The sequence below is a fragment of the Anaerocolumna jejuensis DSM 15929 genome (assembly GCF_900142215.1).
Classification (GTDB): domain Bacteria; phylum Bacillota; class Clostridia; order Lachnospirales; family Lachnospiraceae; genus Anaerocolumna; species Anaerocolumna jejuensis.
The window spans coordinates 36,275-61,204 of record NZ_FRAC01000027.1 but is presented as its reverse complement, the minus strand read 5'-3'; the positions used below and the strand labels follow the sequence as shown (position 1 = coordinate 61,204).

The window sequence follows — 24,930 nt, the reverse complement described above, 5'->3', positions numbered from 1 at the left end:
ACAATTGCATATAATTTCACGAACCAATAGGATAAAGACATCATATCACTGAAAGAGAGGTAAATCAAGTGCGTAGACAGGACCAATTTATTATAAAATCCCACTTTATTTTTTTCGTACAATGCTGTATAATTAAGAGTAGCAGTATATTTTGATGATATTCATACGAACTTCTATATCAAATCGAAACCCATCCCACAAAATTATTAATTTTATACTTGTAAAGGAGCAAGAATTCATGGAAGTACAAATTAGTGAAATGTCCTTGGCTGAGCTGAGAACATTAGCCAAAAGCAGAGGTATAAAGAGTGTATCCACACTTCGTAAGCAGGAGCTTATCGATATATTGGGTGCAGGTACGGAATCAGAAGAAGTGAATACGGACATTGCTGGGAAGGGTGAGACTGTAAGAGAAGTTGAACTGAATAAACCGGCAGAACAGGAAGAAAAGGACAGAAAAGTCCATCATGAAAAAGCACAGGAGGAGAAAACGACCTCCACGCAGATAAGAAGAAACAAGGAGAAGGATACGGAAGCAAGAAGTTCTTTCGGTCAGGAGAATGCAGGAAAGAGGCCCCTTCAGAGTCAGTCGGAAGACAGCAGAAAGAACTCTTACTGGCAGGCAAACGGCGGTCAGGAGAATGACAGAAGAACCAGCGGGCAGGAAACAGAGAGAAGAAATGGTCCCCAGCAGGATGCGGAAGCGTTGGACAGCGGTGAGACCAAGGAAGGTATCCTGGAAGTTATGCCGGATGGTTATGGCTTTATACGCTGCGATAACTATTTACCGGGTGAGAATGATGTTTATGTGTCACCGGCTCAGATAAGGCGTTTTTCCTTAAAAACAGGAGATATTGTTGTGGGAAATACCAGAATTAAAAATCAGGGAGAGAAATTCAGTGCGCTGTTATTTGTTAAGAGCGTAAACGGCTTTCACCCTGCCGAAGCTCAGAAGAGAAAGAAATTCGAAGATCTTACTCCGATTTTTCCTAATGAGAGAATTCACCTGGAAACGCCGGGCGCCAATGTCTCCATGCGTATGGTGGATTTGATATCCCCCATCGGAAAAGGGCAAAGAGGTATGATCGTATCCCAGCCCAAGACAGGTAAAACAACCCTGTTAAAGCAGATTGCCAAAGCAATAACCATAAATCATCCAACCATTCATTTGATTATTTTGTTAATAGATGAAAGACCGGAAGAAGTTACGGATATTAAGGAATCCATTGAAGGAAAGAATGTTGAAGTTATTTATTCTACCTTTGATGAGCTGCCGGATAACCATAAGAGGGTATCAGAAATGGTAATCGAACGTGCGAAACGACTTGTTGAGCATAAACAGGAGGTTGTAATCCTGCTGGACAGTATTACAAGACTTGCCAGAGCTTATAACCTTACAGTGCAGGCAAGCGGCAGAACTCTCTCCGGTGGTCTTGACCCGGCTGCTCTTCATATGCCAAAGAGATTCTTTGGTGCAGCCAGAAACATGAGAGAGGGCGGAAGTCTTACCATCCTGGCCACTGCCTTAGTGGATACCGGTAGCCGTATGGATGATGTGGTATTTGAAGAATTTAAGGGAACCGGTAACATGGAACTGGTATTGGACAGAAACCTGTCCGAGAAGAGAATCTTCCCTGCCATTGATTTGACGAGGTCCAGCACCAGAAGAGATGATTTGTTACTGACCAATTCAGAGATGGAAGCGACCTACCTGATGAGAAAGGCTTTTAACAGTATGAAGTCCGATGATGCGGTAGAGAGAATAATTGATATGTTTATTAAAACAAAGACAAATGTGGAATTTATTGAAACTGTAAAAAAGACGAAATTAATTAATTAGGACTTGCAAAGCAGAATAACCTATGCTATAATGAAAAAGCTGTTTTGTTTTTAAAATTTTTATTTAAGCAGTACCGCAGGCAGACCTGCGATATCCATAGGGATTAATTTGACGTTTGTCAATTTTCAAAAAATTATATTTGTTTGTAAAGAGGTGAAAACATGAAAGAGGGAATCCATCCGAAGTACTATCAGGCAAAGGTAGTTTGCAACTGTGGCAATGAATTTGTTACAGGTTCAACAAAGAGTGATATCCACGTAGAAATCTGCTCTAAGTGCCATTCTTTCTATACCGGACAGCAGAAGGCTGCTGCAGCCCGCGGTGCTATTGATAAGTTCAACCGCAGATATGGTCTTAATCAGGAACAATAGAATGACAAAGCTTACTATGTGTTAAAAACAGGTTGAGGTTTAATTATCTCAACCTATTTTTAGATTTGTAATTAATAGATAACCAGGTCGCAGACATGGATTATCAAGGAAAGGAATAGCATATGAAGCCATCAGGAATCGGAGGACAGGCAGTTATTGAAGGCGTAATGATGAAGAACAAAGATCATTATGCCGTTGCGGTAAGAAAGCCGGATAACGAAATCGTAATAAAAGAGGATACCTTTAACAGTACCTCGGAAAAACATAAAATATGGAAACTACCCATCCTAAGAGGTATGCTTAGCTTTGCTGAATCCATGGCGATTGGGATAAAAACCTTGAATTTTTCAGCCAGCTTTTTTGAAGAAGAAGAGGCAGCGAAGGAATCCAAGGTTGATAAAGCCTTCTCAAAGGTCTTTAAGGACAAGGCAGAAGGCATTTTGGCTGCAATTACAATGATTATTGCCGTTATACTGGCGGTGGGGATTTTTATTATCCTGCCCACCTATGCAGCAGGACTTTTAGGAAAGTCAATTGCTTCTGACAGTCTGGTAGCCTTTATAGAAGGAATTATCAGAATTGTCTTATTTATATTGTATGTCTTTGCCATATCCCAGCTTAATGATATAAAAAGGGTATTTATGTATCATGGAGCAGAGCATAAGACCATCAATTGTATTGAAAATGGCCATGACCTTACAGTGGAAAATGTCAGAGGACAGTCCAGAGAGCATAAAAGATGCGGAACCAGCTTCCTGTTCCTTGTCATGTTTGTAAGTATTATTTTCTTTATGTTTATAAGAACAGATATCACCTGGCTTCGTTATGCCAGCAGAATCTTATTGGTACCCGTAATCGCCGGCGTTTCCTATGAATTTATCCGCTTTGCCGGAAAAAACGATTCCATCCTTGTAAGAATCTTAAGTAAGCCCGGTATGTGGCTTCAGAGAATGACCACCAGGGAGCCCGATGATGACATGATTGAAGTTGCCATCAAATCCGTAGAAGCAGTGTTTGACTGGAGAGTTTTCTTAGGAAAAGAAGCAGAGACCGTGGAAGACAGGGCAGAAGCTGAAAATAACGGCAAAAAGGACAGCAGGGAAGTACAGCCAGAAAAGAGAGAAACAAGGCAAAGCAGTAACAGAAAGACAGCGGGGAATACCCAGGGCAATAAATCGAAAAACACTAAGCCCGGGAACACTCAGAGCAAAGCCGGATTAAACGGGAAAACAGCAAAGGGTGAAAACACGGCAAAGAGTGAGAACACTGAAAAAGGCGGAAGCACTGCAAAGAGTGAGAACACTGTAAAAGGCGGAAGCACGTCCAAGGGTGAGAACACTGTAAAAGGCGGAAGCACTGCCAAGGGTGAAAACACTGGGAAAAGTCGAAATGCTGCAAAAGGTGATAATACTGCAAAAAACCGAAACACTGCAAAAAATGATAACATTACAAAAAATGAAAGTGATGACGCCGTAAATAATACCTCTTCTAAAACTGGTAACAATAAAAATAAAAGGACCGCTGCAAGCAGTAACCAAAGTAGCGCACGTAATAAGTCCGCAAGGGAAACAGCAGCAGCAGCCTCCACAAGAAGGGAACCCTTAAGGGCTATGGACCTTTTTGAGGAAGATGATGAGATATTAAAGGCAGTGGATGATTTTGTGGCAATTACGGATGAAGAAGCTGCTGAAAAGTAATTGGGCTTTGCAGATGTAATTGATTATAATCAGTTGAAATTTTACCAAGAATCAAAGATAGTAATACACATAAATAAAATAGTACCATAAACAAAATTTGCGGTATGCTGCAAGGGAAGTATTTTGAAAAATACACTACATTTTTTAAGTTTCCTGTTTGGACAGTATCGCAAGTAAAATTGTGGTATGCATGGGTAATAATATGATAACCTTACAGGATGCTTTAAAAAAAGGAAAAAAGAATCTTATCGAAAACAAGATAGAGAATGGGGAGCATGATGCGTGGCTGTTGCTGGCTTTTCAGTTTAAAATAAGCAAAGCTGTGTATCTGGCAGAGCCTTTAAAGGAAATTTCTCAGGAAGCATGTGACGCCTATCTGAGCTTAATTGAGAAGAGAAGCAGACATATACCTCTTCAGTATATTACCGGAGAACAGGAATTTATGGGTCTTGATTTTCTGGTAAGGGAAGGGGTACTGATACCAAGGCAGGATACGGAAATCCTAGTTATGGAAGCTTTAAAGGTAAGTAAAGGGAAAGAAGTGCTGGATATCTGTACCGGTTCCGGCTGTATCCTACTTTCTCTTATGAAGCTTGGCGGCATAAAGCAGGGAACAGGAGCAGATATATCCGAGAAAGCTTTGGAGACAGCCCGTGAGAATGCAAAAAGGCTGGAAGTCACAGCAGAGTTTTGCAAAAGTGATATCTATTCACATATAAATAAAAAGTATGATATAATAATATCAAATCCTCCCTATATACCTACGGGTATTATCCCCACTTTGATGGAGGAGGTAAAGGATTACGAGCCGGTAATCGCTCTTGACGGGAAGGAAGACGGATTATACTTTTACCGTGAAATATGCAAGGGATTACAGGAATTCTTAAATACAGGCGGATATGTCTTTTTTGAGATTGGCTACGACCAGGGAGAGGCAGTGAAAGAATTGTTATTAAAAGCAGGTATGGATAACATAAAGATCATAAAGGATTTGGCAGGGCTTGACAGAGTGGTTACTGGAAGATGGAATGAGAAAAAAGGGGAACCCTTCACTTAGCGTCTCAGACATTGAAAGAATAAAGGGATATAAGAAATGGAGGAACCGAAATGTTTGACAAATTAGAAGATTTGCTGATCCGTTACCAGGAGTTAACGGATGAATTAAATGACCCGAATGTGGTAAATGATCAGGCGCGTTTTAGAAAGCTTATGAAGGAGCAGAATGACCTTGCGCCTATTGTAGAAAAATATACGGAATATAAACAAACCAAGGTAAGTATAGAGGACAGTCTTACCATGTTGGATGAAGAAAGCGACGAAGAACTCAGAGAGCTTGCCAAGGAAGAATTAAACGAATGCAAGGAAAAGCTTGGGGTAATTGAAAAAGAGATTAAGATACTTCTTCTTCCCAAGGACCCTAATGATGAAAAGAATGTAATTGTTGAAATCAGAGGCGGTGCAGGTGGAGATGAAGCAGCTTTGTTTGCAGCAGAGCTGTTCCGTATGTATTCCAAATATGCAGAGACCCAGAACTGGAAGATAGATATGATGAATGTCAATGAAAACGGACTTGGCGGTTTCAAGGAAGTTGTTTTCATGATAAACGGTAAAGGTGTATATTCCAAGATGAAATACGAGAGCGGTGTACACCGTGTACAGCGTATACCGGTAACCGAATCCGGCGGACGTATTCATACTTCAACCTCCACAGTGGCAATTATGCCGGAAGCGGAGGAAGTGGATGTGGAGCTTGATTTAAATGACTGTAAATTTGATGTATTCCGTTCTTCCGGTAACGGCGGACAGTGCGTTAACACCACTGACTCGGCAGTACGTCTTACCCACATTCCAACCGGTATCGTAATTTCCTGTCAGGACGAAAAGTCCCAGTTAAAGAACCGTGATAAAGCCTTAAAGGTATTACGAAGCAAGCTCTATGAATTGGAGCTTGAAAAAGCCCATAACGCTGAGGCCGAAAACAGAAGAAGCCAGGTAGGTACTGGTGACCGCTCTGAGAAAATACGTACTTACAATTTCCCTCAGGGCCGTGTAACAGACCACCGTATCAAGCTGACCCTTCACAGGCTTGATAATATCATGGATGGAGACCTGGAAGAAGTAGTAGACAGCCTCATTGCCGCCGACCAGGCAATGCGCTTAAGTAAGCTTAATGAAGATATGTAAAAACCCTTGATTTTACTGGATTCTAGCGATTTTCATATGTTTTAAATTGAATAATTTTTATAAAAATATCGGTCTTTCTGCCATTCAGAGAGACCGATTTCAATTTTTATGGTTCTTTAAATAGCTTTACACCCTCTAATAAATTCGCTTTATTGCCCATTAAAATATTCATAGCTAGTTTGATATCCTGTTTTTGAAACTCATCCTTTCATTTCTATAAATTTGTTGATATGTAATCGAATTATCCACATATCAGGATTATAAGAATTCCTTGGTCATTATTCCTTTGAAAATAACAAAACACCACATTATAAATTTCGTACTTCTGTCTATACGGTGTTTGAGCTTTACCGATAGAAGAAGTTTATATGCAAAAGTTTGACCCTGTATTCACTAAATCATATAAAATGGAATAAAAATACATTATTTACTAAATACTATTGACGGATTGTATAATATGGAATAAAATTACAGTGTTCTTAAGAATAGTTCTAAAAGCATAAGAATCATAATTAACCTAATTAAACCAAGGAGGAAGAAAATGAAAAAGATACTTGGATTATGTATTGTATTTTGTATGGTGTTTTGTAGTGTAATTAACGTAGATGCGAAAGAAAAGACTAAGGAGAAAGTATTTACCACTGATGAATTAGCAGAGTTTGATATCAACGATTTAGATGAGAATTTAAATCTTGCTGATGCGATTAATGAATATCCAATTATCAAGGAAATTTATTATATTGGTTTAACAGACGAAGAAGCAGAAGAAATGAGTATAGACATTTCTCAAAAGGATGAGAAGACAGTTAGAGTTGCAAGCAATATTAAAGCAAAAGAGTTCCTATCCTATCTAAATGCCATGAGACCTAAAGCTGTTGAAGCAAAAATGATTAAGGGAAATAATGACAGAGTCGCTGAAACTGAAGTTGAAGCTGTTACATCATCTATTTCTGCTAGTGCAAGTTATGGTGTAGCTTGGCCATACATAACGAATACAAGTACTACAACGAATTGCTATGGATATGCTTTAGGTTGGAATGCGTTCAAAAACCCAGGAGACATATACTATCACGATGGAGCAACGTATACAACTAGCAGCACTGTTACAGATGTAGCTAATAATATGATTAGAGATGCCAATAGAGCCCAATTAACACCACGCACAATTAGTAGTGCGACTGCATCAATAAATAGTAATGAATATAGAATTGTAACAAGAGTAGGGTACCATTATATTTCAGGGATAGGTTGGGTTTGGGATTACCATTGGATGAGACAGAATAGTACGGGTGGATGGTGCCACAAACCAGGACAAACCCCATCAGCAGACCTTGGAAACATAAATCCTTCAACTTATAGTTGGAATTTGGGAACATATTATAATAATTTTTATGACAGTACACCTGTCTATATTGCTACCCCCAAGTTACCTGTTTGTATTTATTAAATAAAATAAAACATTAACCTCAAGTATACATATTTGAGGTTAATGTTTTCTGGATTAATTGATTAACTTGCATATATGCAGTTACTATTTTCGATTTATTGATTACAGAAAAATAGAAATCGGTAATAGTGTGAACCTAACAGAGCATGAAGTACACAGTATAACCAATTTCTATTATTAGTACTATTCTGAAGCTAGTCTATTAACGTATGTTTTTGCTGCAAAAGGATATTTTACGAGAGTTTATTATCGTACTAGGGAGGTTGATAATGCAAAGAAAATTAATCAGTACTATCATGCTAATTGGTGTAATTTCAATAAGTTTATTTTTTGTGGGCTGTAAATTTGATAATAAGAATATAAACAAGTCAGAAAAAAAAATTTATGGTAAAAGTAAAATTCAAGACATAAAAGATTTGTTAAAAATGTATCCTCTGGATTACAATAGTGATGAAGCGATTAAGGATGGGTTGTTTGTTATATCTGACAACTCTATCGTTGGTGGAGAAGAAAATTGGAATGACTTTATTTCCAAGGTGGGTGATAAAAAAAATGATAGTATTATCGTTGCAACGATATCTAACAAAGGTGATATGAGATTAATGTATCTATCATATCTGGATAACAAATTCTTTAGTTATTTTGATATGACAAGATTTAAAGACAGTGGTATAGATTATTATAGTTCGGATGAATATAAATTTCTCAAAATCTATGATGTTTTGGGTGAGTCAAATATAGCGTTGGTAAATGATGAGTCAATAACATATGAAGAAATTGAGAATGATCTGGCTAATGGACTTGTTACTAGTTGTAATTTATTTACTTTTAAAAATGACAATGATTAACTTGCCTTTCCCAGTTTAACATTTCTCATCGATGATAATGCAGAAGTTAAGTATGAAAGTAATTGTCAAATAACTGGCGTGTAGCAATCTATCTCGAATTGTGCGATAATGCTCCCGATTACATATTGGGAGGAAAAAAGAAATAATAGAACCTAAACGCAATGTATGTGTACACCCTAAAATAAAGAAACATATGTGTTGGGAAGACGACCAGCAAAGTGCTTAAGCAGATTAGACAAACAATGATAAAAATCCTTGTATTTACTGGATTGCAGCAACTTTTGTTTTAACTTAAAATATAATTTTATAAAAAAATCGGTTTATCTGGCTAACAGGTAAACCGATTTTTATTAAAAAAGTGGGTATGTGACGGATTATACAATATATGGAATACCTATAAAAAGCAAGTGCTTGCTTGACATTACAATGTCTATCAATTATAGTGAATACAAGGTGGTTAAGCTTAAATAAGCCAACCAGCCATCAAAATTTATTCCGGAGAGTCATCCGATAACTTTCACACCATCCATAATGAGATTATTTTGAACAGAATAGGGAACCAGTTGTACTGTTAAATGATTCTAAGTTTTGCATGCCCAGGAGAAAGCAGCTAATGAAATGACTTTCCGCATTGCCTATATTGCAGTCATTTTGCATGATCAGAGTGACAGGTAGTACAGGTGTTTTACCAGGAAATAGCTTTAATGCAATGTACCGAATGGCAAGATTCCCCTCTCTGCCACAGGTGAGACACAAAGAGGCTTGTTGGGTGATTCAGACCTCCGAAGTGAGAGGAACCCGTCCCCTCTAATGATTCAAAAGATTAGAAAGACAAAAGAAAAAGGAGACAGGAATTTATGAAAAGAGTGTTAAAGAGACTAGGCGTTTTATTATTGTTAATCGTAACAGTAGCCAATTTGGAAGGCAATAGTGTAGCAGCAGCTACAAAACTCACAGTGAAATCCATCGAAAAAAGAGAAGATGCAAAACCTGTGAAGATAGGCAAGACCTATACTGTTACCGGTCTTAAGAAAGATGTTGAGACCTGTGTCAAGTTTACTTTGAAAGAAGAAAGCAAAGTAAAAGTAAAAGTCAGCGGTGTTACAAAAGGAACTCTTTCTTTTAGAATCCGTTCTCAGGATAAAAGTATTTTAATGTATGGATTTGCTTCAGAAATTTATACACACTATGATGAAACCAGTGGAGAGATTTCCACTGATAAAGCCTTACCGGCAGGCAATTATATTGTATTGTTTGAGGCTAGAACGAATTATTCAGATGTTCCCGGTTATGCAAAAAGCTGCACATTAAAAGTTACATATATTGATTAATTCAATAAAAGGATAAGGCATGGGGATTAGGTTGAAAAATAAAAACCTTTTTACAACTACTTATTCAGAAATATCAAATCAAAGATTTGATATTTACGATAGAGGGATAAAATGAAAAACAGGCTGGGTGACATGGGATTATAGTGAAGGACTGTATTGATGGTGGAATCAGGGAATGTGATTGTTTCGTGATGCATTTTCTGCAGAGGGCAGTATACAATCCTTGGCGTAAGTGGGGAAGGCCTGCGGAAATGTTATTACTTCCGCAGGTAGCCCTGTCATCTGAATTTATGAAAAAGTATTTATATTAAGTGAAGGTTTCATTACAAGCTTAAAATAAAAGGTATAACAGAAGACTGGGTAACCGGGACTTTCTGTTATACCTTTTATTTTGTATCGGTAACTGCCAATAAAAAAAATTTATTTTACCCGACATAATTGAATAATTGTTTGACAAGGAAAAAAGAGTGAATTATAATAGCATAAAATCTTATATAACTAAAAGTGATGAAAAGAAAAGTAAAAAACAAGGAAAGTCACAGAGAGTCCCGGAGGGTGGAAAGGGATACGGAAGGTGTTTTTGAAAATGGTCTTGGAACTGCGTACCGAATGCTGAAGTTTTGGCACAAGGCTGCGACGGGCGCACCCGTTATTGTGCCGGGCTGTCGATATCTTTATATATCCGCAGCTGACAAGGTCTCTGCTGTGAAGCAGAGGTGAATTTGAGGTGGTAACACGAAGCTTGCAGCTCTCGTCCTCGAAAATATTTTTTCGGGGGTGAGGGCTTTTTTTATGTGCAATGCTGGCATACAGCTATGCAAGCGAGTCAAAATAACGTGAACGAAATCAAATTCAGAAAGTGAGGTTTTATAATGAAGCAGAAAATATTGATTGGAGGAGCCTGGCCTTATGCCAATGGCTCCCTCCATATTGGACATGTAGCAGGCTTATTGCCCGGAGATGTTATAGCAAGATACCACAGGGCCATCGGCAATGATGTATATTATGTATCCGGCAGTGACTGTCATGGAACGCCGGTCACGATTAGAGCCAGGCAGGAGGGAAGAACCGCAGAAGAAATCAGCAGTCAATACCACAGAGAATTCTGCCGGTGCTTTGAATGGCTGGGCTTTTCCTATGATGTATATGGAAAGACTTCCGATGAACTACACAAAGAGTTTGTCAGCAGCTTTCACAAAAAGCTGTATGAGTCGGAATACGTATACGAAAAGGCATCACCCCAAAGCTTTTGCAGTCATTGTAACCAGTTTCTGCCGGACCGTTATGTGGAAGGCAAATGTCCTGTGTGCGGAGGAGAAGCAAGAGGTGACCAGTGTGATGCCTGCGGAACAGTCCTGGATACGGAACGGCTTTTGGAACCAAGATGCATGATTTGCGGCAGTACACCGGAGCTTCGGGAAAGTAAACATCTTTATCTTAGGGTTACCGGATTGAGAGACCAGCTGGAAAAGCTGCTGGTAACCCATCCTAATTGGCGGAAAAATGCCATTGCAATGACAGAACGCTATCTGAAAGAGGGCCTGAGGGACCGTGCGCTTACCAGGGACCTTGATTGGGGAATTGATGTACCATATAAAGGGTATGATAAGAAAAAGATTTATATCTGGGCTGAAAATGTACTTGGATATTTGTCCATGAGCAAGGAAGCTGCCCGGCTTCGGGGAGAAAGCTTTGAGGAGCTTTGGGGCGAAGGAGCAAGGCATTATTACGTTCATGCAAAAGATAATATCCCCTTCCACACCCTCATCCTGCCTTCCTTGTTAATTGCTCAGGGCGGCGGCAGCCATCTGCCGGATGACATTATTTCCAATGAATATCTGACCCTGGAAGGCAGGAAGATTTCCACCAGCAAGAACCATGCTATCTGGGTAAAAGATATTATAGGACAATACAACCCCGATGCATTCCGCTATTTTATGATAGCAAACGGACCGGAGAAGCGGGACACGGATTTTACCCTCCATGAGTTTACCAAAAGCTGTAACAGTGAATTGGCAGGGGCATATGGGAATTTTGCAAACAGAACCTTCGTATTCCTTCATAAATATTATGAAAGTTCCGTTACAAAAGGAAATATTGAGAGTGATGTGAAAGATAAAATTACGGATACTTTCGATATGGCAGGAAGACTCATCAATCAGGGAGCCCTGAAAGAGGCGTTGGAGTATATATTTCAGCTGGTACGGTTCTCCAATAAGTATTTTGACAGCAGGGCGCCCTGGATTACCAGAACCCAAAACCAGCCGGATTGTGAAAATACCCTTTATAATTGTATACAGCTGGCCGGAAATCTCGGGATTCTTCTTGCACCCTTCCTACCCTTTTCATCTGAAAAAATTTTAAGCTGGCTGGGTCTTGAAACAGCCTGGAAGATACAATATACACAGCCGGGCTATCGAATTCCTGAAACAGAGATATTATTCAGTAAGATTGAGTAAGCTTAGAAAATCTGTAAGAGCCGCGGCCGCATATATACTGCTGTTTCCAATGGGGAGAGAGGCTTTAAAATGCTTGCAGCCTGACAAAAGATACGTTAGAATAGAAGGAAGGTTCCCTCCTGTGACCGGATATAGGAAGGGAAAAGCCAGGGACGTAAAATAGAAGAAATACCTTAAGTGGGAGAAAGAGTAAAATATGATTAGCAGCACATCAAATCCGCAGATAAAGAATTTAATTCAGCTGCAGGCCAAACCAAAAGAAAGGCTGGAGCAAAATGCTTTTGTGGCAGAAGGCATTAAGATGTTCGAGGAGGCCAGGGATGGAGGACATCTTATAAAGGCTTATGTAACGGAAGAACTCTATGAAGAAAAAACAGGGGAGGACCCGGATTATTTTAAGGGAGCAGCCTGTGAAACGGTAACAGAGCAGGTAATGAAGGCAGCAAGCGATACCCTGGCTCCTCAGGGAGTTCTGGCAGTGGTTAAAAGAAAGGGATATAATCTATCAGAAATAATAAAGAAGCAGACAGTGAACCTGGTGCTCCTGGAAGACCTCCGTGATCCTGGAAATCTTGGGACCATTGTAAGGACGGCAGAAGGAGCCGGGGTTACCGGCATAATTCTAAGCCAGTCCTCCGTGGATATTTATAATCCCAAGGTAATCCGCGCCACCATGGGAGCAATTTACCGTATGCCCTTTGTCTATGTAAAGGATTTTTATGGGGCACTGGAGGAGATCAAAGCGGCCGGTATATCTGTTTATGCCGCACATTTAAAAGCAGCTGTGGAATACGACTCCCTTTCCTACCCTGAAAAGTCGGCGGTTCTTATCGGAAATGAAGCAAAGGGCTTAAGTGAGGAAGCTGCGGCACTTTCCACCTGTAACATTAAAATCCCCATGGAGGGAAAGGTCGAATCCTTAAATGCCGGAATTGCAGCCGCTCTGATAATGTATGAAATCTACCGCCAAAAGAGGCGGTAACAAACAGGTTGAAAGCTTCCTGCCGCTGATTTTATCCAGTAAACAGCAGCAGGCAGATATTTATAGGATGCTGTCAGGTTAGAGAAGGATTAAAAATCACTTAGAAAGCTAAAATCTGTAAGGCAAAGGTTGTCATTTTATAAAATATGAAGTAAAATAATTATATAAAACTTCGGAAGGAGGAATAGTTCCGTGGATTCCATTTATTGGCTGGTCGCACTTATTATCCTGCTGCTTATCGAGATATTTACCTTGGGGCTGGCATCTATATGGTTTGCCGGTGGAGCTCTGGTAGCCTTTTTCATCTCTTTGTTTTCAGATAATATCATATTGGAGATTGTGGTCTTTATCATAGTATCCTTTGTACTGCTTTACTTTACAAGGCCCATAGCGGTTAAATATTTTAATAACAAAAGAGTAAAAACCAACTACGAAAGCTTGGAAGGAAGCACAGGGAAGGTTCTTGAGACAATTGATAACTTCAACGAAACAGGAGTTGTAATGTTAAACGGTCTGGAATGGACAGCCAGAGCCTATGAAGATTCGGCTGTTATCAAAGAAGGGAAAAAGGTTCTCGTTAAAAAAGTGTCCGGTGTAAAATTAATTGTAGAAGAGGAAAGAGAGGGAGTTTAAAATGCCTGTAATTATTGGCCTGTTAGTCATTATACTGATTGTTGTAGCATCTTGTGTACGTATCGTTCCCCAGGCACATTCTTATGTAGTGGAAAGACTGGGAGGATTTCAGGCAACCTGGAATGTTGGTATTCATTTTATGGTGCCCTTTATTGATAAGGTTGCGAAAAGAGTACTTTTAAAAGAACAGGTAGTAGACTTTGCACCTCAGCCTGTTATCACAAAGGATAACGTAACCATGAAAATTGATACCGTTGTATTCTTTCAGATAACCGACCCCAAGCTTTTTGCTTATGGTGTGGAGCGTCCTCTTATTGCTATTGAAAACTTAACAGCTACCACCCTTCGTAATATTATCGGTGATCTGGAGCTGGATCAGACCCTGACCTCCAGAGAGATTATCAATACCAAGATGAGAGTATCCCTTGATGTGGCAACTGACCCCTGGGGTATTAAGGTAAACCGTGTAGAATTAAAGAATATTATACCTCCGGCAGCCATTCAGGATGCCATGGAGAAACAGATGAAGGCAGAACGTGAACGAAGAGAAGCCATCCTCCGTGCGGAAGGTGAAAAAACTTCCCAGATTCTTGTGGCAGAAGGTAAGAAACAGTCTGCTATTCTGGAAGCAGAAGCAGAGAAAGCAGCAGCTATCCTTCATGCAGAAGCCGTAAAGGAAGCAACCATAAGAGAAGCAGAAGGCCAGGCAGAAGCTACTCTTACTGTCCAGAAGGCAAATGCAGACGGTATCCGCTTCTTAAATGATTCAAGCCCCAGCACAGCAGTGCTTCAGATTAAGAGCCTGGAGGCATTCCAAAAGGCAGCTGACGGTAAAGCTACAAAGATTATTATACCTTCCGAGATTCAAGGAATTGCAGGTCTTGCCAAATCCATCACGGAAGTAATAAGCGATAAACAGTAATAAGCTGTAAACCATGCCCTGTTCTGTCTATATTAAGTGGATAAGAACAGGGCATTTTCTATGTGGAAAAAATCTTTTATAATTAAATTAGACATTGACATCAGGGGTCAGGAATAGTAAGGTTAATAGTTAGGCGGAGCTTTGTTGTATTCTATAATTCCAGGAAAAGGCAGCTGTAAGGAATATGGAAATAAAAAGCTGATTTTTAAAGGTGATAAGGTAATTATGATTTAAAATACCTGAGTTTGGGAAATAATGAAGCCAAGGGAAAGGATGTTTAATATGAGTGAAAAAATACGTGTAACAGTATGGAATGAGTACCGTCATGAGAAGGCGGAAGAAAAAATAGGGAAAATATATCCGGAGGGAATACACAAGGTTCTGGCAGATTACTTTGACGGCGATGATAAGTATGAAGTGAAAACAGCTACCCTGGACGAACCGCAGCATGGTTTAACGGATGAGGTATTAAATAATACCGATGTTTTGTTCTGGTGGGGACATATGGCACATGATGAAGTAGATGACCAAATTGTAGAAAAGGTTCAAAGCAGAGTCTTAAATGGAATGGGACTCATTGTGCTGCATTCAGGACACCACTCCAAAATCTTTCGTAAACTCATGGGAACCTCCTGTAATTTAAAGTGGAGAGTAGCAGATGAAAAAGAACGCCTGTGGGTCGTGGAGCCCGGTCATCCCATCACCGAAGGAATCGGAGAATATATAGAACTGCCCAAGGAAGAAATGTACGGAGAGCAGTTCGAAATACCAAGCCCGGATGAACTGGTTTTTATAAGCTGGTTTGAAGGAGGAGAGGTATGCAGAAGCGGCTGTGTATTTAACAGAGGAAGAGGAAAGATATTCTATTTCAGACCGGGACATGAGGAATATCCTACCTTTTATAATGAAGATATAAAGAAGGTGCTTATCAATGCAGCGAACTATGTAGCACCGGTAAAACGAGGGGATTCAAGGCCGGAATATGCGGTTAACGTTTCAGAACCTTTAGAAAAAATAAAGGAAAAAGAGTAAAAATTTTGAAATCGTTAAGATAAACTTAAGAATTCCCTTCTTGATAAAAAAAACCCAATGAGCTATTATAAATTAGAGTTAATGTTTGTAAATGATTTGTAAGGTTCTTATTAAGGAGAGGATGTAAGTGAAAAAGTTAAAGGAGATTTTTAAGTCTCCCTATATGATTTTATTGTTTTTTGCATTCAAACTGGTCGTATATTATAAACTGATTGATGTAGATGTTTCCGATATTGTCTTTATTCTGGTCAGTGTTACAGCGCTGGGGCTTATATTCTTAAGCTTTATAAGGAGCAGGTTAAAAAGGAAGAATATCACATTCCTGATTATTTACAGCTTGTTAAGCCTCCTTATGTTTGCAGACACCATGTATTATAATTATTATAACCAGACGGTATCCATAAAACAATTGTGGCAGGCGAAAAATGTTGCCGCGGTTCCCGAAAGTTTTGTTGCGACCCTGATACCGGCAAGCTTTTTGTTGTTTGCAGATATCCCGATAATTTATTATTATTTTAAGAAGTTTTTAAAGGATAACAGTAAGCGGGCTGCCTGGAGCTATAAGAGGGAGCTTAAATACATTGCCATAGGCTTTGTAAGTATATTCATTCTGCTGGTCGTTAATCCGTTTGAAAGCAAAACAATTGATAAAGTAAACAGTGTTGAGTTTTTCTCAAACCATGTAAATGATATTTATAATGCCATTGCTGAAAGTGTGGTAACGGAGGAAGTGCCGGAGAAGGAAGTACTTGATACGGTAAAAGAGGTAACTCCTCAGGTCAGCGGGCCAAAATATAAGAACATAGGGGAAGGCAAGAACCTCATTGTGATTCAGGTGGAAGCCCTGCAGAATTTTGTTGTCAATGCCCAGTACAATGGACAGGTAATTACACCTAACCTGAATGCTTTCCTTCAGCAGGATACGGTTTATTTTGACCGTTATTACACCACCATTGGAAAAGGAAATACAGTAGATGCTGAGTTTTCTACCTTAAACAGCCTTTACCCGGTAATTGACAGGGAATGCTATACCCTGTATCAGAACAATACCTTCGATGGGCTTCCCTGGCTGTTAAGGGATAAAGGATATGATACTCTTGCCATACACGGCTACAAGGGAGAATTCTGGAATCGTGAAGCGGCTTATCCCGGACAGGGCTTTCAGAATTTCTACAGTATGGAGGACCTGGATCAGAGCGACATCATTGGCCTGGGTATTTCTGATAAGTCCATGTTCCGTCAGGCAGCAGATATCCTGGAAAAACAAAAGAAGCCGTTTTTCAGCTTTATTATTACCCTTACCTCACATCATCCCTTTGTAATAGAAGATAAGGATGTTACCCTGAAGATAAAGCCGGAGGATGAGGGTACGAAATTCGGTTCCTATTTAAAAACAGTACATTATTTTGATGAGGCTTTCGGTCAGTTTATTCAGGAATTAAAGAATGAAGGACTGTATGACAATACGGTAATTGCTCTTTATGGAGACCATCATGCATTGAACCTCAATATGGACAATAACAAGGAAATGATGGAGAAGTATCTTGGAAGAACCTATGATTATGATGAGATGCTTCGTATACCGCTTATGATTCATGTTCCCGGCAGTGGAGTAAAAGAAACCATTCACACCACCGGCGGACAGATAGATTTCCTTCCGACCATTGCCAATATTATGGGCCTTAAGTTTGACCAGCCCTATATTCTTGGACAGGATTTATGCAATGCAACCGACGGCTTTGCCGCTTTTACAGCATATCTGTTCAGAGGTTCCTTTATCCATAACAATGTGATGTTTGAAATCTCAAGAGAAGGCGTGTTTGACGGCAGCAGGGCCTGGGATATTAAAACAGAGACTCCTTTGGATGCCTCCCAGTATGAAGAGGATTATAACCGTGCCATAACGGTAAAGAAGACCTCGGAAGAAATACTGAACCAGGATTTAATCAAGAATTATATACACAGGGATACTGCCCCAAGCAGTACCCCAGACAAATAAATTATAATCGCCATACTTGGAATAACTTCGTAACTCTATTTATTTATATGCAGGAATGGTATGAATTTGAAAAATGCGTCGCATTTTTAAATATCTATTTAAGCAGAATCGCAAGCAGGCTTGTGATATGCTTAAGAGTAGTTTGAAAAATGTGACGCATTTTTAAACTTAGCAGTATGCAATGGGAGCTAGTATGAAAAAAGCGTTTGACTTTGATAAGGAATATGGAATTGTTCTTGAAGGCGGAGGAGCAAAAGGAGCCTACCAGATTGGTGTCTGGAAGGCTCTTTTAGAATGTAACGTTAAGGTAAAAGGGGTATCAGGCGTATCCGTGGGAGCCTTAAACGGTGCCTTGATGTGCATGGGTGACTATGAAGCAGCAGAGGAGCTGTGGAAGAATATCACCTATTCGGATATTATGAATGTCAACGACCAGCAGATGCAATATCTTATAAAGAAGGATATTAAAAACCTGGATTTAAAATCCTTTACCAAGGATACCAGCCGGGTCGTGGCGGACAAAGGAATTGACATTTCACCCTTAAAGACACTGCTTCAAGAGAAAATAGACGTAGAAAAGATAAAAAACTCACCCATTGAATTTGTTTTCGGTACCTTTCATGTCAATAAGCTGAAGGAACTGGAAATTACCGCTCAGGAGCTGGAGGAGGACAGTCTGAAGGATTATCTTTTAGCCAGTGCCCTTCTGCCAGCCTTTAAAAATGAAAAGATGAACGGGCAGCGGTACCTGGACGGAGGCATGTTTAACAATGTACCAGTGGACATGCTGGTAAACCGGGGCTATAAGAATATCCTGGTTGTCCGTATTTTTGGCATAGGCCTGCAAAAATACGTTAAAATACCGGAGGATGTCCACATAACCCAGATATCACCCAGAATACAGCTGGGCGGAATTCTGGAATTTAATGCGGAAAAGAGCAAGAGAAACATTGACCTGGGATATTTTGACGGCCTGCGCTGTCTGAAATCCTTAAGCGGTAAAATTTATTATTTGAATATCCATCTTCCGGAGGAGGAATGTATAAACCGTTTTATTCATGTAAATGAAGCGGTAAAGATGGCATTACTGGAATATTATAAGCTGGATTACGGTAATCCGGAAGTTTATACAAGGCGTTTCCTGGAGGGAATCTGCCAGAACCTGGCCGCAAGCTTAAGGCTTCAAAAGGACTGGACCTATGAAGAGCTATATATCAGCCTTTTGGAACTGGCAGCCAAGACTCTGCATATATCCAAATTCGCCATCTATACCGAAGAGGAATTCATTGAACGTATACGGACACAGTACGAACGCAGCCAGAAAAAAGGCTATGAAATTTCATTATTTCTCACTCTAATTATTAAGCTGGTTATCTTGGTATAATTAAGATAACCAGCTATTTACGTTACTTCATACTATTGAATTGACATCTTTGAATGAACTCCTGAATGGCTATTCTGCCAGCTCCTTAAGATGCTTTGTTAAAATGTAATCAATCTGCTCCGGAGATATTTTGTCCGGGTAGATCAGCCGGTGAATTGACAATCCATCGATAAGTGAATGCAAGCGTTGAGCCTCGAATTCAACATTAAGATTTGCTTTTAAGCGATGAGCTGCATTTAAATATTCAAGTATGGTCAGAACAGCCTGATACATTAATCCATAGATATCATGACTAAGCTTTTTTAGTGAAGGATCACTAAGGGATTTAACGGAAAAGGAGAGCCAGACTTCCATTTCCAATTCCCGTTCATAATCAAAGGGAAGCAGATTAAGAAGTATATTTTTCGCTTCCTCCAATGACAGGCTATCCACTGCCACATCAATATTTAAAAACCGCTTTTCAACTCGATCCAGGACCATTTTCAATGCAAATTCCAGCAGTTGCGCCTGGCTGTTGAAATAATGCCGTAATGAACTTGAAGGTAAGCCTGATTCTTGTGCTATTTTCCGTACTGTTGCATGTTCCATTCCATCATTTTGTATTACTCTCCATGCAGCTTCAGCAATTTTCTCTTTTTGACTATCATGATCTACGATTTTAGGCATTGATTTCACCACCAACATTCTGATTTTATATGCTTTCAAATTATAACACAGCCGAACAAATTAAAATAGTTCATTTCAAATTGGTATTAGCTGTTTTTTTGCTTGCGAGGCCATAATGTATAACTGAAGCTTATGAAAAAATCTATCAAAAGTATCATTTCCCAAAAGCGGATTGTTTGTACTAAATTTGCCGTTTTATCGCTGTCATTCACAAATAAAACCATTCCATATAGTAATAGGCTGCCAATAATCCATGCACGCATGTGAATATACCAGCCTTTGCGTTCATGCCGTGCATGTTCCATTCCATATTTAGGAGGCTGACTGGGTACAGGGCCATGGGCAAAATGATAAGCAAACTGTTCATCTGCCCAATGAATCATTTTTCGTCCAAAGGATATAGAAACACCAATATAAATGGCCGCAAGCCCGTGAAAAGAACTAGCTGCAGCGCCATTGCGCAAGTCAATTACCGTAGCAATCAGCAGTACTATATCCACAACAGGAGTCAAAAGCAAAAGGAATGTTCCGAGCTTTTTATGTTTAAAGATATAACGTGTAACAAGTCCTGAAAGCACGAAAACCCAAAATCCGATTTCGCATGCTATGATTAAAGTAATTATCAAAGGTATTCCCCCTGGCATTTTTTAATGGCACAGATGTGCGATATAAACATAATAGTATAGTTGTATCTTAATGTCAAGCGTTATTAGACCCTATCATGCGTGGTTAAAAGCCAAGCATGTTTTTTGTGTTATCGCACATTAACTGCCTCTGCTTTGTATGAACAGTGCTAAATGGATAGCGCTGAATTAGTAGTACTGAATAAATAGAACTGAATAAATAGAAATGAATAAATAGAACTGAATAATTAGCACTGGATACACAGTATTAAGAGGACGGAATAAAGAAAGCCAGGCCGCTTAATTGCTTATTGTCCAGTATGAGAAATCTCCTTGACATATGAATAAAAATAAAGTAATATGTATAAATAAACATAACGATGGATTGCAGTAAAATAGAAGAAGGAGGATTGCCCTGTCCTGCGTAATGAGAATGCATGACAGATATTCCACCTGGATTTAACCGACGGGGGAGTTGGCAGAGACAAGTATGAATTTAAAAGGACGCAGTTTCCTGACCTTAAAGGATTATGCACCGGAAGAAATCGATTATTTAATAGACCTGGCAAAGGAATTAAAGCAAAAGAAAAAACAAGGAATAACCGGCACCAGTCTTAAAGGAAAAAATATCGCTCTGATATTTGAAAAGCCATCTACCAGAACAAGATGTGCCTTTACCGTAGGCTGTGTTGATGAAGGCGGGCATCCGGAATATCTGGGAAAGGATGACATCCAGCTAGGGCATAAGGAGAGTGTTGAGGATACGGCAAGAGTATTAGGAAGAATGTTCGACGGAATAGAATTTCGCGGCTTCAAGCAGGAAACCGTAGAAAAGCTTGCAAAATACAGTGATGTACCCGTATGGAACGGCCTAACGGACCTTGACCATCCCACACAGATACTGGCTGATTTTCTTACCTTAAAGGAACAGTTTGGCACCTTAAAAGGGCTTCATCTGGTTTATGTAGGGGACGGCCGCAACAATATGGCAAACAGCCTTATGATAGGCAGTGCTAAATTGGGGCTTCATTTCACCGTATTGTCCCCCAAATCCTTATGGACGGAGGAAACACTGGCAGCTGAATGCAGGGAGTATAATAAACTCTCTGGAGGAACCATTACCATTACAGATAATATCGATGATGTCACCGGGGCTGATGCCGTGTATACGGATGTTTGGTGCTCCATGGGAGAAGAAGCATTAGCAGGGGAAAGAATAAGCTTGTTAAAGCCCTATCAGGTAAATGCACAGCTTATGAACAGGATAGGAAAGGAAAATACCGTGTTCTTACATTGCCTGCCGGCGGTCAAAGGCTATGAAGTGACAGAGGACGTATTTGAAGCTCATGCAGATGTAATATTTGATGAAGCAGAAAACAGGATGCATACCATAAAAGCGGTTATGGTGGCAACCCTTGGCAATATATAAAGGTAAAGACAAGGCGGAAAGATAAGCATATCTAGGAAGCGTAAGAATACTAAAAATTGATAAGAAATATTCAATATAACTCAAGATGCTCCAGGGGTTTCTATAACACATTGTATTTCAATTATGTGGATAAGAAGCTTTTGGAGCTTTTTTTGTGTTTCTTTTATTAAAACAATAAAGCTAATTAAGCCAGCCTTAAATATAAACACTTAAAATACCGGACATGCTGATATAAGACTATTTTTGTGTAAAAGATAACGGTCCTATCCATAGTCTTTCGTATTGCGTCATATAGTTCGGTATTACTTCGTGTAGTTCGGCATTGCCTTGTTTTGTTAAAGGTGTGGAATAGGGGCTGCTTTGATAAAATCGTAAAATTACCTCAGCAAAATTGCTACTTGACGGAGGGATAGCCTTTCTATATGATAAATAAGTAAGAGCTTATCCGATAACTGGATAATTACATAAATAAATAGGACAGAAATAAATGATTTATAAGCTGTAAGGGATGTATTTCAAATCCGATAGAAAATGAATTTTTACATGTAGATTTATGCAAGAGTTCCAAATTCTGCAGGTACCGGAAAGGGCATGGTTATTAAAATGCAAAAGTGGTTCAAAATAATAAAGGAACAAAAGTTAGCTCTGGATATTATAAACGTTGTAATGGGAATTCTTTTAGTACTACTTGCCATTGTATATTTTCTGCATCCGAAAAACTATCTTGTTATGATAATTGTTCTGCTGCTTGCAGGCACTGTTAATGTATTAAACGGAGTGAAACGGGTAAGGGACCATAATAAAAAAGCGAGCATTGGCTTTTTTGCTGTTGGTGCGTTCGTGTATTTGATAGCAGTTTTTCTTTTCTTGCAATTGTAGTATATGGGCAGCTTTAGAAAAGAAGCTGTTTAATAATTAGGAAAGTAAGAAAATAAGAAAGCAAGAAAATAGGTATATGGGAAAGTAAGAAAATTGAAAAGTAAGAAAAAAGAATGTAAGAAAAAAATAGTAAGAAAAAAAGAAAGTAAAAAATTGAAAGTAAAAAAATAAGAAGATAAATAAGTAAGAAAGTAAGTGACAAATATGGAAGAAAATTCTGATAAGATAGACAAAGGGGCTTTGGAAGAAGCACTGAAAACCAAATATATGGGAAGAAAAATATTCCTTTATGAACAGCTTGATTCTACCAATGCACAGGCTAAAAGAATCTTAAAAGGAGAAACAGAGGAAGGAACTGCAAAAGGATATAACATAGATTTGCAAATGGTACCACAGGATTCTCTTCACGGAGTACTGGTTTTAACGGAGGAGCAGACGGCGGGAAGGGGAAGACTGGGAAGAGACTGGAGTTCGCCTAAAAGGGGCGGAATCTGGATGTCCTTTTTGCTAAAGCCCAGCCTGCCGGTCAATAGCTGCCCCATGCTAACACTGGTAGCAGCGGTGGCTGTTAATGCTGCGATACGAAAGGTAACAGGGCTGGAGTCTTTTATTAAATGGCCGAACGATATTGTGATTAACGGAAAAAAGGTATGCGGTATATTAACAGAAGCCATGGGACTTTCAAATGAAGAGTTAAATATAGTCATTGGTATTGGAATTAATGCCAATAGAAAGGAATTTCCGGAGGAGTTAAGACAAAGTGCCACTTCCCTGTCACTGGAAAAAGGGTGCAATATTAACCGCAATCTGCTGATTGCTGAAACTTGCAGCAGTCTGGAAAGATATTATGAAGAATTTGAAGGTCAGGGTGATTTATCATTACTGAAGGAAGAATACGAAAAATATCTGATTAATAAAGGAAAACAGGTCCGCGTACTGGCCACAGAAGGTGAATACCTTGGCAGAGCTATTGGAATTAATGAGCAGGGGGCCCTTATGGTTGAGGGAGTGGAGAAGGAGATTCATACTATTGTTTCCGGAGAAGTGTCGGTAAGAGGTGTGTTAGGATATGTATAATGTGAATTTCAATCGTGACCTTATCGGTAGTCTACCGGCAGAATGCATCATGCCAAAGCCATCACCAGAGGCAGCGCTAATAACTATTAAGCAGCACCTGGGCTTTACCTAATGTTAGTGGGCAGTCCAATAAATTTTTAAATTTTATGTCGAGGCACTGGCTTGTTCTATTAAAGAGTAAACGTATGTAGAAACAGAAATCAGGCTTTGCAGGGCTTGTAATTAGAAGACCTGCAAAGCCTGGTTTTATTCCAATGACAAGGAATGCCTGGTATATTAAAATAAGTTATGCAAAGAGTGTTTATCTTAAAGAGATGCAAGGGTTATTCCAATATAAGTTTTTTCTTGAATTATTTTTAATTATTATATATGATATAGGGAAGAACTCCCTGATACTAAATATGCGGGAGTTTATAAGGTAAAGGGGCTTTATATATGAAGAATAATATGTCAAAGACATTGTGGGGTGTCTTTTTTCTAGGACTTGGGCTTATATGGTTTGGCACCAGTCTGGGAATAATAAAACAAAGTGCTTTTTCAGGGCTGATTTTTTCGTTTATACTGATACTATTTGGTATTAGGTTTATTTTACGGGGAAATTATGGAGAAGAGGATAAGGATAATACCATAGAGGATAATTCTGACCAAAATAATTCCGGAGAATATGCAGAAAAAGAAGATTACTATGAGGAAAGTACCCAGAGAGGGAATTACTATGAGGAACCCTTTCAGGCAGATACCTCTAATAACGGCAGCTCAGAATATGAGAATATGAAATCAGCGGAATCGAGTCCGGGCAGAGAAAATTATACCAGTATCTTTTCCTCTCATAATATCCAGTGTACGGAGGAATTTACAGGAGCAGAGATTACTGCTGTTGCGGGAAGCGTAGAGCTGGATTTGCGCAATGCTGTCATTACAAGGGATATTGTAATTGATGTTAACTGCTTTATGGGAGGCATAGATATCTTCCTGCCTTCCGGCGTGGAGGTGTCTGTCAGTTGTGTTCCCATTATGGGCGGTGTTGAGAGTAAAATAAATGGTACTTCAAACAGGAGAGAGAATAAAGCAACGGTATATATTCGTGGGACATGCATTATGGGAGGAATAGAAATCCGATAGAAAAG

Annotated in this window: 21 protein-coding genes and 1 other annotated feature; of the genes, 19 read left to right on the top strand and 2 right to left on the bottom strand. The window is 39.3% G+C overall.

What is annotated here, in order from left to right; translation table 11 throughout:
- Positions 1 to 238 precede the first annotated feature (238 nt).
- The 15 genes from rho (at position 239) to BUB77_RS22230 (ending at position 19,129) form a co-directional block, all read left to right on the top strand.
- The gene (rho, locus tag BUB77_RS22305; RefSeq protein WP_073279225.1) at positions 239 to 1,840 is read left to right on the top strand and encodes a transcription termination factor Rho; all 1,602 of its coding nucleotides are present in this window, start codon (positions 239 to 241) and stop codon (positions 1,838 to 1,840) included.
- 161 nt (positions 1,841 to 2,001) lie between these two features.
- Positions 2,002 to 2,211, top strand: a complete 210-nt coding sequence (rpmE, locus tag BUB77_RS22300) for a 50S ribosomal protein L31 (RefSeq protein ID WP_073279224.1) — start codon at positions 2,002 to 2,004, stop codon at positions 2,209 to 2,211.
- A gap of 122 nt (positions 2,212 to 2,333) precedes the next feature.
- Positions 2,334 to 3,908, top strand: a complete 1,575-nt coding sequence (locus BUB77_RS22295; protein WP_073279223.1) for a DUF1385 domain-containing protein — start codon at positions 2,334 to 2,336, stop codon at positions 3,906 to 3,908.
- A gap of 190 nt (positions 3,909 to 4,098) precedes the next feature.
- Positions 4,099 to 4,965 carry a peptide chain release factor N(5)-glutamine methyltransferase gene (gene prmC, locus BUB77_RS22290; protein WP_073279222.1) on the top strand — a complete coding sequence of 289 codons (867 nt, stop codon included), beginning with the start codon at positions 4,099 to 4,101 and terminating at the stop codon, positions 4,963 to 4,965.
- A 50-nt stretch (positions 4,966 to 5,015) separates the two neighbouring features.
- Positions 5,016 to 6,092 carry a peptide chain release factor 1 gene (prfA, locus tag BUB77_RS22285; RefSeq protein ID WP_073279221.1) on the top strand — a complete coding sequence of 359 codons (1,077 nt, stop codon included), beginning with the start codon at positions 5,016 to 5,018 and terminating at the stop codon, positions 6,090 to 6,092.
- Between the two features lie 541 nt (positions 6,093 to 6,633).
- Positions 6,634 to 7,539, top strand: coding sequence for a hypothetical protein (locus BUB77_RS22280; RefSeq protein ID WP_073279220.1), 906 nt, complete (start codon positions 6,634 to 6,636; stop codon positions 7,537 to 7,539).
- Positions 7,540 to 7,808: 269 nt separating this feature from the next.
- Positions 7,809 to 8,387 (top strand): hypothetical protein, encoded by a 579-nt coding sequence (locus tag BUB77_RS22275; RefSeq protein WP_073279219.1) that lies wholly within the window; start codon positions 7,809 to 7,811, stop codon positions 8,385 to 8,387.
- A gap of 857 nt (positions 8,388 to 9,244) precedes the next feature.
- Complete coding sequence (locus BUB77_RS22270) at positions 9,245 to 9,718, top strand: hypothetical protein (RefSeq protein WP_073279218.1); 474 nt, start codon at positions 9,245 to 9,247, stop codon at positions 9,716 to 9,718.
- A 498-nt stretch (positions 9,719 to 10,216) separates the two neighbouring features.
- Positions 10,217 to 10,480, top strand: a binding site (T-box leader).
- Between the two features lie 110 nt (positions 10,481 to 10,590).
- Positions 10,591 to 12,177 carry a methionine--tRNA ligase gene (gene metG, locus BUB77_RS22260; RefSeq protein ID WP_073279216.1) on the top strand — a complete coding sequence of 529 codons (1,587 nt, stop codon included), beginning with the start codon at positions 10,591 to 10,593 and terminating at the stop codon, positions 12,175 to 12,177.
- Between the two features lie 196 nt (positions 12,178 to 12,373).
- Positions 12,374 to 13,159 (top strand): TrmH family RNA methyltransferase, encoded by a 786-nt coding sequence (locus tag BUB77_RS22255; RefSeq protein ID WP_073279215.1) that lies wholly within the window; start codon positions 12,374 to 12,376, stop codon positions 13,157 to 13,159.
- A gap of 192 nt (positions 13,160 to 13,351) precedes the next feature.
- The gene (locus BUB77_RS22250; RefSeq protein WP_073279214.1) at positions 13,352 to 13,792 is read left to right on the top strand and encodes an NfeD family protein; all 441 of its coding nucleotides are present in this window, start codon (positions 13,352 to 13,354) and stop codon (positions 13,790 to 13,792) included.
- Between the two features lies 1 nt (position 13,793).
- Positions 13,794 to 14,714, top strand: a complete 921-nt coding sequence (locus BUB77_RS22245; protein WP_073279213.1) for an SPFH domain-containing protein — start codon at positions 13,794 to 13,796, stop codon at positions 14,712 to 14,714.
- Positions 14,715 to 14,996: 282 nt separating this feature from the next.
- Positions 14,997 to 15,746: a ThuA domain-containing protein gene (locus BUB77_RS22240; protein WP_073279212.1), complete on the top strand. Its 750-nt coding sequence runs from the start codon at positions 14,997 to 14,999 to the stop codon at positions 15,744 to 15,746.
- 127 nt (positions 15,747 to 15,873) lie between these two features.
- Entirely contained in the window at positions 15,874 to 17,745 is a 1,872-nt protein-coding gene (locus tag BUB77_RS22235; RefSeq protein WP_073279211.1) for an LTA synthase family protein, read from the top strand.
- A 193-nt stretch (positions 17,746 to 17,938) separates the two neighbouring features.
- Positions 17,939 to 19,129, top strand: a complete 1,191-nt coding sequence (locus tag BUB77_RS22230) for a patatin-like phospholipase family protein (protein ID WP_073279210.1) — start codon at positions 17,939 to 17,941, stop codon at positions 19,127 to 19,129.
- Between the two features lie 69 nt (positions 19,130 to 19,198).
- On the opposite strand, the gene BUB77_RS22225 is transcribed toward BUB77_RS22230, so the two are convergent.
- Positions 19,199 to 19,795, bottom strand: a complete 597-nt coding sequence (locus tag BUB77_RS22225) for a TetR/AcrR family transcriptional regulator (protein ID WP_073279209.1) — start codon at positions 19,793 to 19,795, stop codon at positions 19,199 to 19,201.
- Positions 19,796 to 19,881: 86 nt separating this feature from the next.
- Positions 19,882 to 20,421, bottom strand: coding sequence for a hypothetical protein (locus BUB77_RS22220; RefSeq protein ID WP_073279208.1), 540 nt, complete (start codon positions 20,419 to 20,421; stop codon positions 19,882 to 19,884).
- A gap of 487 nt (positions 20,422 to 20,908) precedes the next feature.
- Here BUB77_RS22220 and argF point away from each other — a divergent pair, with 487 nt between their 5' ends.
- The 4 genes from argF to BUB77_RS22200 all read left to right on the top strand — a co-directional run bounded on the left by argF (position 20,909) and on the right by BUB77_RS22200 (position 24,925).
- Positions 20,909 to 21,847 carry an ornithine carbamoyltransferase gene (gene argF, locus BUB77_RS22215; protein ID WP_073279207.1) on the top strand — a complete coding sequence of 313 codons (939 nt, stop codon included), beginning with the start codon at positions 20,909 to 20,911 and terminating at the stop codon, positions 21,845 to 21,847.
- 591 nt (positions 21,848 to 22,438) lie between these two features.
- On the top strand, positions 22,439 to 22,726 hold the full coding sequence (locus tag BUB77_RS22210) for a DUF6637 family protein (protein WP_073279206.1): 288 nt from the start codon (positions 22,439 to 22,441) through the stop codon (positions 22,724 to 22,726).
- A 204-nt stretch (positions 22,727 to 22,930) separates the two neighbouring features.
- Complete coding sequence (locus tag BUB77_RS22205) at positions 22,931 to 23,803, top strand: biotin--[acetyl-CoA-carboxylase] ligase (RefSeq protein ID WP_073279205.1); 873 nt, start codon at positions 22,931 to 22,933, stop codon at positions 23,801 to 23,803.
- 435 nt (positions 23,804 to 24,238) lie between these two features.
- Entirely contained in the window at positions 24,239 to 24,925 is a 687-nt protein-coding gene (locus BUB77_RS22200; RefSeq protein WP_073279204.1) for a LiaF domain-containing protein, read from the top strand.
- Positions 24,926 to 24,930: the final 5 nt, after the last annotated feature.